This is a genomic window from uncultured Ruminococcus sp., from assembly GCF_946415235.1.
Classification (GTDB): Bacteria; Bacillota; Clostridia; order Oscillospirales; family Ruminococcaceae; genus Ruminococcus.
Window position 1 is genome coordinate 57,935 of record NZ_CAMKRR010000008.1, and the last position, 11,942, is coordinate 69,876.

Annotated in this window: 11 protein-coding genes; 8 read left to right on the forward strand and 3 right to left on the reverse strand. The window is 48.2% G+C overall.

Translation table 11 applies throughout. The annotated features are described in order from the left end of the window. Positions 1–9: 9 nt before the first annotated feature. The 5 genes from Q0R37_RS03785 to Q0R37_RS03805 all read left to right on the forward strand — a co-directional run bounded on the left by Q0R37_RS03785 (position 10) and on the right by Q0R37_RS03805 (position 6,475). Complete coding sequence (locus Q0R37_RS03785) at positions 10–1,182, forward strand: DUF5711 family protein (protein WP_294751430.1); 1,173 nt, start codon at positions 10–12, stop codon at positions 1,180–1,182. 71 nt (positions 1,183–1,253) lie between these two features. Beyond that, complete coding sequence (locus Q0R37_RS03790) at positions 1,254–2,150, forward strand: hypothetical protein (protein ID WP_294751433.1); 897 nt, start codon at positions 1,254–1,256, stop codon at positions 2,148–2,150. A gap of 71 nt (positions 2,151–2,221) precedes the next feature. After that, positions 2,222–4,570 (forward strand): ATP-dependent Clp protease ATP-binding subunit, encoded by a 2,349-nt coding sequence (locus Q0R37_RS03795; protein WP_294751434.1) that lies wholly within the window; start codon positions 2,222–2,224, stop codon positions 4,568–4,570. Beyond that, positions 4,560–5,285, forward strand: a complete 726-nt coding sequence (locus Q0R37_RS03800; protein ID WP_294751436.1) for a hypothetical protein — start codon at positions 4,560–4,562, stop codon at positions 5,283–5,285. Before Q0R37_RS03795 ends, Q0R37_RS03800 begins: the two co-directional genes overlap by 11 nt. A 62-nt stretch (positions 5,286–5,347) precedes the next feature. Next, positions 5,348–6,475, forward strand: a complete 1,128-nt coding sequence (locus Q0R37_RS03805) for a DUF4317 domain-containing protein (RefSeq protein WP_294751439.1) — start codon at positions 5,348–5,350, stop codon at positions 6,473–6,475. Positions 6,476–6,567: 92 nt separating this feature from the next. Here Q0R37_RS03805 and Q0R37_RS03810 read toward each other — a convergent pair whose 3' ends face one another. Further along, a complete protein-coding gene (locus Q0R37_RS03810; RefSeq protein WP_294751443.1) occupies positions 6,568–6,981 on the reverse strand; it encodes an NUDIX domain-containing protein in 414 nt (137 codons plus the stop codon). A gap of 233 nt (positions 6,982–7,214) precedes the next feature. Here Q0R37_RS03810 and Q0R37_RS03815 point away from each other — a divergent pair, with 233 nt between their 5' ends. Together Q0R37_RS03815 and spoIVA are read left to right on the forward strand one after the other, a co-directional pair. After that, entirely contained in the window at positions 7,215–8,768 is a 1,554-nt protein-coding gene (locus tag Q0R37_RS03815) for an SPOCS domain-containing protein (RefSeq protein ID WP_294751446.1), read from the forward strand. Between the two features lie 94 nt (positions 8,769–8,862). Next, complete coding sequence (gene spoIVA, locus Q0R37_RS03820) at positions 8,863–10,338, forward strand: stage IV sporulation protein A (RefSeq protein WP_294751449.1); 1,476 nt, start codon at positions 8,863–8,865, stop codon at positions 10,336–10,338. Positions 10,339–10,583: 245 nt separating this feature from the next. Here the strand turns inward: spoIVA and Q0R37_RS03825 are convergent, their stop codons facing one another. Beyond that, positions 10,584–10,835, reverse strand: a complete 252-nt coding sequence (locus tag Q0R37_RS03825; RefSeq protein WP_164172956.1) for a hypothetical protein — start codon at positions 10,833–10,835, stop codon at positions 10,584–10,586. A gap of 138 nt (positions 10,836–10,973) precedes the next feature. On the opposite strand from Q0R37_RS03825, the gene Q0R37_RS03830 reads away from it, so the two are divergent. Beyond that, positions 10,974–11,201 carry a helix-turn-helix transcriptional regulator gene (locus Q0R37_RS03830; protein ID WP_294751452.1) on the forward strand — a complete coding sequence of 76 codons (228 nt, stop codon included), beginning with the start codon at positions 10,974–10,976 and terminating at the stop codon, positions 11,199–11,201. Between the two features lie 249 nt (positions 11,202–11,450). Here the strand turns inward: Q0R37_RS03830 and Q0R37_RS03835 are convergent. Next, a partial coding sequence (locus Q0R37_RS03835) for a carbohydrate-binding protein (protein ID WP_294751455.1) occupies positions 11,451–11,942 on the reverse strand: 492 nt, incomplete at its 5' end.

The window sequence follows — 11,942 nt, forward strand, 5'->3', positions numbered from 1 at the left end:
GGTGCCAGCTTGCCGAAGGTTTACGACGCCGAAGATATCGTCGATCAGAAAAATCGGATGAAGCGGCGAAAGCGACAGCGGCAGTTTATTTGCATACTGCTGGCAGCAATTATCGGAGTAGGTCTTTATTTTACTCGCGATAAGTGGTATAATAAATTAAGGGGCATAGGAGAACAGTACAGGACTATCGTCAACTCGGGTCAGCTGGCAGAGGGAAACTTCCCTATAGAGGTCAGCGGCGGCGCGGATTATCAGCTTTGCCTTTCGGGCAAAAGGATGATACTGCTCAGCGATACGTACACCTATTACTATGATACTGACGGCGGACTTTTAAAGAGGCGTCAGCATACATATACGAATACGGTGCTGCGTACCTCGGGAGGACGTTCCCTGCTTTATGAACAGGGCGGAAATGATCTCAGCGTTGAAAACGAGGATCAGGTCTTCTATACCAAGACTTTCGCAAAAAACCAGATCTTCTTTGCAAGACTCAGCGAAGAAGGATATACAGCAGTAGTAACTACTTCTGAAAATTACAGCTGTGAACTGGTCGTATATGACAAAAGGGGTGAGGTCATATACACAAGACAGTGTATCGAAATGGTCAGCGACCTTAGCTTCATTGACGGAAGCAAGGGCTGTGTGCTGAGTTATATCTCAGCGGAGAACGGCCAGCTCGTTACCAAAGTTCAGAAGATCAGCTTCAGTGAAAAAGACGAACAATGGACATCCCCCGGATTGAACACTTTCGGTCTCAGCGTCTGCGGCTACGAAAACGGGGCATTCGTACTCGGAATGGACGCCTGCGGATATGTTGACGGCAGCGGTCAGATAAGCTCGTATTACTCATATGACGGCGAATTCGTCAGCGGCGCAAGTGAGAACGGAAATTCAGCAGTAATAGTTAACAACGAAGACAGAAGAAAATATGTTATGGCTCTTTTCAGCGGCGCTGACGCCGAGGCTCTTGTTATAGAGCTTGAGGAGCCTTCCATCGATGTAACCATATATGAAGATCTTGCGTACGTAATGTGCCAGGGAAAGATAATGGCTTATGATTTCAGCGGCGGGCTTCGTTCCGTTGCGGGCGTAAGCGATTCATACACAGGCTTTGTACGCAGTGATGATCATATTTTCCTGAAGGGATATAATAAAATAGATCGTATAGATTATGAGAGCTGATTCTGATCAATGATCAATTAATTACCCGAAAGGAGGCAGCGCCTGCGGTATTCCGCAACGGCGCGAAACATATGGGAGAACAGTTTTGGTGGTTCTACGACGTCATCGTAGCTGCAGTGGTCCTTATATGTGTATTTTTTACTCTCAGAAAGGGGCTCCTCAGAGCCTCGGCATCCATAGTCGGTTATATTTTTGCCGTTTTCCTGAGCTTTATGCTGTGCACATCTATTGCGGGAAAGGTAGCCGACAACACATTGTACGGAAGCAATGTGAAAAAGCTCAATTTTACTCTGACGGAAAACGATTATGCGGCAGAGCTCTGCTCGCAGATCAACAGCATGGGATATTATATAACCGTTAACCGTGACAAGATTGAGAAGATCTATGTCAAGGAAGAGGACGTCGACCATGGAATATACCAATATATCCGGCATATGAACAGCAAGAACCTTGATGACGAGGATACGTTCCTTGTAAAGCTGCATGACTGCTATGCAGTATCCGCAAGCAATTTCATATCCAGGAAGCTCAGTCCGTATGCGGCGGAATATGCTGCCGAGCAGATTAGAAAGGATCCGCAGAAATTCTGGCAGTTCCTTAAGCTTATGGACGATCAGGACTCAAAGCGTCCCGCTGCCGAATTCCTTGTAAAGAATTATATACAGCAGCCCTACACCACGCTGGTAAGACTTATAATATACATCATATCATTTGTACTGCTTCTGCTGATATTACTTGCCGTATCTGTCAGCGTTAGCAGGAACGACCATACGGAAAACGGCTTTATGACGGTATCACTGAGAATAATAGTCGGTATCGGAAAGGCCGCGGCTATAGTGCTTGCAATTGCCGTTATTATAAGACTAAACGTCATAACAGGCAATGACAAGATGCTGTTCTTTAACCATGAGGCTATTGACAGGACATATGTCTTTAAATATTTCTATAACTTTATCAAGACATGGTAAAGCATAAATATATCGCCTGTCCCGTATCCGGGGAATGAGCGGTAATAATTAACTACAGGAGGAACTGCCTGATGATAATGTGCAGTAAATGCAAAAAAAGACCTGCGGTGGTGTTCATCACCTCTGTTCAGGGCAGCGAAAAGAAAAATGAGGGACTCTGCCTTTCATGTGCGAGGGCGCAGAATATCCCGCAGATAAAGGAATATATGGATAAGCTCGGCATCACCGACGAGGAGCTCGACCAGCTCTCGGATCAGATGCTCGGAATGCTCGACGGAGACAGCTTTGAAATGGGCGGCTCGGGCGTGCTTCCCGATTTTATCACAAATATGTTCGGCGGCAGTGACTCAGAAAACGACGGCGGCGAGAAGGGCGGATTTGATCCGAGAAGCCTTTTCGGCGGCAAGAAATCAGAAGATGACAGTTTTTCGGACAACAAGGACAGAAAGAGCAGTCCCTTCGGACGCAGCAAGGATAAAAAGCAGAAAGAGCCCAAGTTCCTCGGAAGCTACTGCACCAACCTTTCACAGAAGGCTGCCGACGGAAAGCTCGACCGTATCATCGGAAGAGATATGGAGATAGACCGGGTTATACAGATACTTTCAAGACGTACAAAGAACAATCCCTGCCTTATCGGTGAACCGGGCGTAGGCAAGACGGCTATCGCAGAGGGAATAGCTCTGCGTATAAACGAGGGAAATGTTCCCTTCAACCTTGCAGATAAGAAGCTCTATCTTCTCGACCTTACAGCTCTCGTTGCGGGTACTCAGTTCCGCGGACAGTTCGAGAGCCGTGTAAAAGGACTTGTTGACGAGGTAAAGCGCGAGGGCAATATCATACTCTTCATCGACGAGGTGCATAACCTTGTGGGCGCAGGAGACTCCGAGGGCTCAATGAACGCTGCAAATATCCTTAAGCCCGCCCTTTCGAGAGGCGAGGTACAGGTAATAGGCGCGACTACCTTCGGCGAGTACAGAAAGTACATCGAAAAGGACTCTGCCCTTGAAAGACGTTTCCAGCCCGTTACCGTAAACGAGCCCACTATCGAGGATACAGTCAGTGTCCTTGTGGGTATAAAGCAGTACTACGAGGATTTCCACAGGGTACACATATCCGATTACCTTGTAAGAGTCTGCGCTGTGCTCTCCGAGAGATACATCACAGACCGTTTCCTGCCCGATAAAGCCATAGATCTCCTTGATGAGAGCTGTGCATACGCTTCCATACGTTCACCCGAGATAGGTGATTACGAGAAGCTTAAAAAGGAAATAAAGGTAATGGAGGAGATGGAAGCCTCCATCTCCGAACAGGAAGAAATAGACTACAAGGCTCTTGCAGAGGTCAAGGGCAAGCTCATACACCTTCGCGAGGACGAGGAGGAGCTGAAGAAAAAGGCAGAGAATGTCAATGTTGAGGAGTCCGACATTACCAAGGTCGTAGAGCGCTGGACAGGTATCCCCGCAAGCAAGATAGCGGAGAACGAATTCCTCAAGATCGCAAGGCTGGACGAAGCCCTGAAAAAGAGGGTAGTGGGTCAGGAGGAGGCTGTAAGCGTCCTTACAAAGGCTATAAAGCGCACAAGAGTACAGCTCAGCAAGCGCCGCAGACCTGCTTCATTCATATTCGTAGGACCTACGGGTGTCGGCAAGACGGAGCTCGTAAAGGTACTTGCGGAGGAGCTCTTTGATTCTCCCGATCCGCTTATCAGACTTGATATGACGGAGTATATGGAAAAGCACTCGGTAGCGCGAATGATAGGTTCGCCTCCCGGCTATGTCGGCTATGACGAGGCGGGACAGCTTACGGAAAAGGTACGCCGCAAGCCTTATTCGGTAATACTTTTCGACGAGATCGAAAAGGCTCACCCTGACGTAATGAATATACTCATGCAGATACTTGACGAGGGCAAGGTGGACGACGCTCACGGAAGAACGGTAAACTTTGCGAACACTATCATATGCATGACCTCCAACGCAGGCTCGACTGACAAGAGCATAGGTGTTGGCTTCAACCGTACAGAGAACGAGATAACACGCGAAAAGGCAATGAAGGGTCTGAGGGATTTCCTCCGTCCCGAGTTCATCAGCCGTATCGACGAGATAGTTGTATTCAGAGACCTCAACAAGGAGAACTATGCCGATATCGCAGCTCTTACTCTCGACGAGATGAAAGAGCCTCTTGCGGAAAAGAACATATCCCTTGAGTATACAAGGGAAGCTCTTGAGCTTATTGCGGAAAAGGCTTTCGGCAAGTCCTACGGCGCAAGAGATATCCGCCGCGTTATCCGTCAGGAGATAGAAGACAGCATCGCCGATATCATTATTGAAAAGGCATCGAGCATAAATAAAATAGTTATATCTGTCAGGGACGGCGCTTTTGCCGTTGAGGGCAGAAAGGAGAATACAGAAAATGAAGCTTAAGTTTTCAGCAGTACTGCTTGCAGCGGTCATTGCATCATCTATGACAGGATGTCTTTCCGATAATTCATCTTCCAAAACAGAGAAAGAAAAGACCACTGCGGCTACAGCTGCCGGCGAAAATACAGCAAATGACGAAAACAGCGGCAACAACACAGCCACGGTCAGCGGCGAAATTACAGAGAGCATGGAGCTCATGAGGCTCAAGTTCGCAGATGTTCCCGAGATAGAAAGCGGCCCTGTGATAAAAATAGCTGACGTTACCGCAAGACCGGGAGAAATAGCTGCCGTTACGGTATCGGTATCGGGAACCGAGGACAAGTGGAACAACTGCGGTATCCATATAACCTTCCCAGACGTTCTCGTTTGTCAGCTCGAAGACGAGGAGACAAGGGATGCAAAGTACGAGCCGGGTGCGGCAATAAAGAAGAATTCGGGCTTTGTTGCTATGGAATGGCAGGATAACCTTGACGAGGAGCTAATAAGAAATCATAACCGTTCACTGTTCTTTACGGCCTTATTCTGGGATACAACAGGTACTGACGGCGATATAGCCACATTTTACTTCAAGATCCCCGACGATGCAAAGCCGGGAACAGTATACGACCTCGGCTACTTCTTCATGGATACGGATATGTTCAGGAATGCTGACGATGATCTCTCCTATGAGAAGTACACGTTCGAGCATTTACAGGGCGGAAGCATTACAGTAAGATGATCATACGGAGCTGCGGCGCATGAGTGCGGCAGCTCCATTTTACGCATGAAAGGACGATAACAATGAATAAAAAGGAAACAGCTGAAATAAAAAAGAACTTCTCCGATAAGAGCGGCTTTTTCATTATGGAGAGAGTACTCACAGCCTTTATCGACGCGGAAAAGAACCTGCGCTACCACAATGTGAGCTCATGCCTTACCATGCCTGCCGAGGAGCATGACGTATACGACGAGACACTGAAAAAGGTTCTCAATACCAATGTGGGCAAGGCTTTTGTGGAGTATGAGTTCCCAAATGAAGCCTACGATGAGGGACAGCCGCAGAATATACTCTATACTCTCCTAACCTCAGAGCTTAAGGACGATATCGCCTGCGAGGAGTTCCTCAACCATATCGCAAACAATATAGCATATACAGGTCCTTTTGCGGTGATAACCTCTTACTGTACATACACTATCCGCAAAAAGGACAAGAACGACGAGTTTGCAGAGGGAGAGGACGAGATATACCGCTATCTCCTTACGGCCATATGCCCTGTGAACACCAGCAAGGACGGATTTATCTTTGACAGCGTTGGCAACGAGATAACAAAGAAGGTAAATACCGAGCTCATCATAAGCAAGGCTCCCTCAGACGGCTTCCTTTACCCTGTTTTCAGCAACAGGAGCTCCGATATAAACCATGTTATGTACTACACGAAGAATGTGAAATCTCCAAATGTTTCGGTAGTTGAGAATGTGCTGGGCTGCAGTTTCGTTATGTCGGCAGAGAGCGAAAAGAACAGCTTCCAGAGCATACTTAAGAATGTTGTGGGCGACGATCTTGACTATATGCTCATAAAGACCGTAAATGAGAAGATACAGGAGGTAGTTGAGGACAACAAGGACGATACGGACAGAGTTGTCATCGACAATGCAAAGCTCAAGGATATCCTCGTTGATGTGGGACTTCCCGAGGAGCGTGTGAATATGGTAGAGCCCGTATACGAAAAGGTATGCGGAACAGCTCCTCTTACGGCGGCAAATCTTGTGGAGACAAAGACAGTCCTTGCAGCTCCGGGAATAACCGTGAACATCAAGCCCTCGGCGGCGGATAAGGTGCGTACCAGCGTTGTTGACGGCAGACGCTGCCTGCTTATAGACATTGACGACCCGACTATCGAGATAAACGGACTGCCTGTCACACTATAATGCATAATGCGTGATTAAGGGACGCTAAATAATGGGACGTAGGGGACGCCGTCCCCTACAGATAAAAAAGGAGACCATTAGGGTCTCCTTTTTTAATGATTTTCCTTGATAGCTGCCTTTGCCTTGGCAACAATAGTGCGGTCGTTCTCATAGGACAGGATATTGCACGCATAGGATATATCCACCCAGCGTATCTCCGCTATCTCTCCCTCCTGCGGCGAAAAATCAACATTTTTTGCTTTTGCAAGGAAGTAAACGACCACCTTTACGGTGTCCTTTTTCGGTGAGTATGTCACTGTTTCTCTGAATGTCGGGTCAATAATTACGTCGATCGAGGTCTCTTCCATTATCTCACGACGAGCAGTCTCAATTTCGGTCTCGCCCTTTTCTACGTGACCTTTCGGAAAGGACCAGTGACCGCTGTTGATATGCTTTATCAGCAGAATTTCCGTATTGCCATGGTATTTCCTGTAGACAATCGCGCCGCATGATTTCTCGTGAAGCATATATTATCCTTTCTTGCCCCTGTTTTTGGGGCAGAATAAAAGCAGTCCATAAATACAATGCTGCTTTTTTATGTAGTTCACAATTATTATAGCATATTTTGTCTATTTTGTCTATACCTGACTTTGTAAATTTGTAATGAATTTTATCATAAACGGTTGTTAAGCTGCTCGTTCTAAATAATTATTTTTCTGAATATGATTACATAAACCAATCTTTGAGGAGGTCGACCTTTATGGATCTGAAACTTACGAAAGAGACAGTTCCTGCTGCGGAGATGATCTATGACGGCTTGCAGGAACAGCCCGTCGAGCTTGATTATATTCTCCCCGATTACTGTCCCGACATTTTCCGCCTTGTGCGCTGCGAGGCTTTACCCGTTATCACTGAATGGGCAGTGAGCGGCGATAAGCTCACGTATGAGCTCAGGTGCGATATACATATCCTCTACTGCGGCGAGGACGGGAGCACGGTGCAGTCCGTCGATCAGCAGCGGAGCTTCACACGAACTGCCGAGCTGGGAAAAAGCGTTGAGTCGCCCGAGGTGAGGATATCTGCAAAGACAGGTCATGTGAACTTCCGAGCTGTCAACAAGCGCCGCATTGATCTGCGGGGAGCTGTTTCCGTAAAGATAAGCGTTGCGGGACAGCATCAGCAGGAGGTCATATCCGATGCCGAGGGGCTGAATATACAGCTTAAGAAGGTACCCGTGAAGTATGCCGCACAGAGGCTCAATGCAGTAAAAAACGTGCATATCGAGGAGGAGATAGAGCTCACGGCGGCTCAGCCAGATATTTCGGGCATCATAAGCTGCAGATGCAGTGCGTCGGGCTGCGAGACAAAGCTCATATCAGGCAAGCTGCTTGCAAAGGGCGAAGCCGAGGTTGAGCTCCTCTACGCAGGAGGCAGCGGCGATACCATGACCGTGGAGCCCATGAGCTTTTCACTGGGTTACAGTCAGATAATAGACGTTGACGGTCTTGATGACAGCTTCGACTGCACGGTAGCTCCCGAGGTGGTGAGCTGCGATATAAGTGTAATAGGCGGCAGGGACGGTGATAACCGTGTCCTGCGTTGTGAGGCTGAGCTGAGGATATCATGCAGGGCTGTGCGGACGGCTACGGTGCTGATAGCCGAGGACGCTTTTTCGACAGTGTACCCCTGCAATGCTGAAATATCGGAGATAAAAGCCGAGCAGATACCAGTGATATACGATGAGAGCTTCCGTAACAGCGCCCGTCTTGCAGGCGGTGAGGATGTTCCGCAGAATATATACGCCATGTGGAGCGAGCCGAAGAATATCAACGCCCATATAGGCGACGACGGACATTCGGTAGTTATCAGCGGTATGCTCGTATACTCCATGGCAGCAAAGGACAGAACGGGGAGCATGATAATGCCCGACCGCGAGGAAGCCTTTGAGGAAACTATCGGACTTCCCGATAATATCGGCAGCTCTGAGGTGACTGCCGAGGTCAGGGTCAGGGAGACCTCATACGATATCTCCGCTGAGGGAGTCCTTACGGCAAAGGCGGACTTGGCTGTTAAGCTGTCCGTGTACAGCTCGGACTCCATTAAAGCCGTGACGGATATATCTGTCGATGACAGCTCACGGAAGGAGAGGGACGGCGATTACGCAATAAAGCTGTATTTCGGCACTGAAAACGAGAGCGTATGGGATATTGCAAAGCGCTACAGCACAAGTGTTTCCGCAGTAATGGAAGAAAACGAGCTGACGGGTGAGAGGCTTGAAAGCGGCGGTATGCTGCTGATACCGATAGTATCTTGAAATATTAGAGCTAAGAACTTAGAACTAAGAGCTAAGAAATCTTGGTTTGCAGATATTGGTTCTTAGATCTTAGTTCTGAAAAAAGGAGAAAATTATGGCTAAAGATATATACAGCGATATCGCTGAACGTACAGGCGGCGATATCTACATAGGCGTTGTCGGACCTGTACGGACGGGAAAATCCACCTTTATCAAGAGGTTCATGGAGTCGCTGGTGATACCCAATATAAGCAGCGAATTCAAGAGGGAACGGGCACTCGACGAGCTGCCTCAGTCTGCTGCGGGAAAGACCATTATGACTACCGAGCCGAAGTTCATACCCGAGGAAGCTGTCCGTATCGACCTCGGGGACAGCGCAGCCTTCAATGTGCGTCTCATTGACTGCGTGGGATATATAGTTCCCAGCTCTCTCGGCTATATCGAGAACGAGCAGCCCCGTATGGTGATGACCTCATGGTTCGATGAGGAGATACCCTTCAATATGGCGGCTGAGATAGGCACACAGAAGGTCATCACCGATCATTCCACTATCGGGCTCGTCATCACTACAGACGGCTCTGTGACTGATATCCCCCGTGAGGAGTACGAGGAATGTGAGGAGAGAGTTATCCGGGAGCTGAAAGAGCTCGGCAAGCCCTTTGTGGTCATACTCAATACCGTTGACCCGAACTCCGCGGACGCAAAGGCTCTTGCGGCACGTCTCACGGAGCGCTACGACGCGAAGGTAGTTCCCGTGAACTGCCTTGAACTTGACGAAAACGATATACGCGGCATCATGCGTGAGATACTTTTCTCCTTCCCCATAAAGGAAATAAATATCCGCACGGCGCGGTGGATAAACACGCTTGGCAAGGGACACTGGCTGAAATCCGAGATACTGGACTGTATACGCAGTGCGGCAAAGGATATAAAGCTCGTCAGAGAGGCTGAGGACGCGGCTTCCGCGATTGCCGAGTGTCCCGATGTTGTCAAGGCGGAGATAAGCGGTATCGACCTGGGCAAGGGAGCTGTCACCATAACCGCTGAACTTGACAACAGCCTTTTCTACCGTATTCTCGGTGAAACTACAGGTATCGAGATCGAGAGCGAAAGCGACCTCATGCCCCTGCTGTCGGAGCTCAACGATATACGCCGCAAGTACAAGCGTATCGAGCCTGCCCTTGCGGAGGTGGAAGCTACGGGCTATGGTATCGTAATGCCCGAGCTGGAGGAAATGTCCCTTGAGGAGCCGAAAATAATCCGTCAGGGCGGCAAATACGGCGTAAAGCTCAAGGCTTCCGCACCGTCCATACACCTGATGAAAGCCAACATCAATACCACTATCAGTCCTATCGTCGGCACGGAGCGCCAGTCCGAGGAGCTTGTGATGTACTTGCTGGACGGCTTTGACGACGATCCCAAGAAGATATGGGAGAGCAACATTTTCGGGAAGTCTCTCCACGAGCTGGTGAATGAGGGGCTTCACAGCAAGCTGTTCAAGATGCCTGTGGACGCGCGAATGAAGCTTCAGGAGACGTTGGAACGTGTGATAAACGAGGGCTGTTCGGGGCTTATCTGCTTTATATTATGAAAAAGGAGCAGCTTTTGCTGCTCCTTTTTCAGTGATTAGTTGTTAGTGATTAGTGCTTAGTGTAGGGGCGCACAGTGTGCGCCCGAATCTCCGTAATGTATGGTTTGTAGGGGACGGCGTCTCCGACGTCCCGTTGGTGCAAATGACACATTGTAGGGGCGCCCTTTGGGCGTCCGCGAGTGTTGCTAATATTATGTATTATAAACGAAAATCGGCTGAACCATAAGGCTCAGCCGACTTTCCCTTTAGGAATTTTCGATTTTTATCATGACTTCATCTTCAATTTTTGCAGGCATTAATGCATAGATAAGATTTCCAATGCCGCAAGTCCACCATACAGTCAAAAGAGCAACTTTAACATGATCTTTCTTCTTTTCTTTTACGACTAAAGCATTATTTTCGCCCTGCGACTGTATCTTGTACCCCTGTGTTACGTAGTCGTCGACTAACTGCTCTAATTCTTTTTTAGTTGAGCATCTTCTTATTCTGTTTGCCATATTCATATCCTCCTTAATGGTGGTTTTACATATTTTGCACCTATTTAGGTGCAATTTTATTATAACATATGGATATAATAAAATCAACAGGTTTGCACTTATTTTAGTGCAGAAATTTTAACGGAGGATTTGTGCACTATGAATAAAGAGGTGGAAAAGGCAGTAGGAGCGAATATCAGGCGGCTTCGTGAGAAAGCCGATATCACGCAGGAACAGCTCTCGGCGCGGCTGCAGGTCAACGGCTGCGACATTACTCGGAGCGCCCTTGCAAAGATAGAAGTAGGACAGCGCCACCTTTACCCCGATGAGATAATCCTGCTGAAAAAGCTGCTGAACGTCAGCTATGATGATATATTTGATGTATAACAAAAGGAGTACCGCGAGGTACTCCTTTTTTGTAGGGGCGAACAGTGTTCGCCCGCAGTGTTGTATTTTTATGGTTGTATGATGTCCGTAAGGCGAGGTAACAAGCCTGCAAAAACAAGAAAGCCGTACTGCTCAAGTACGGTTTTCCTGTTCTGATTTGTCCCTTACAATTCAGTTTTTAGATTATATCAATCTGTGCGGCGCGTTGTGCAGATGCACCGCACAGATCAACATCAAAAGGAATTATGATTATGCGAGCTTCCAGTAATCGAATTCGCAGTCGCCGCTGAATACCATGTAGATATCCTTAACGCCTGTTACGTTGTTCTCTGCAGCTGCGAGTACGTTCTCGCTGCCGTTGAGCTCGCCGTAACCGATGCAGGTACCTGTTGCAGAGCCTACACAGAACTTAACTACTGCGTTGCCGCTGCCCTTGACTGTGATAGAAGATACGCCGTTGCTGAGGTCAACGCCGCTGACCTTGATCCAGTCGCCCTTCTTAGCCTTGACAGTTGTGTTGCCTACACCGCTTATGCTTATGTTCTTGGACTGGTTGGACATTGTTTCAGCCTGTACAGTCTCGTATGCGTTGAGGTTATCGATCTGGCTCACACCATTCTGTGAACCGTTGCAGGTGATCTTGCCGTTGCTTATAGTTGCCTTGTCGATACAGGGTGATCTGTAGTTAAGACCCTTGCCGCCGTTAACGCCCATACGCATTTCAAGCTGACGTGAGTGATA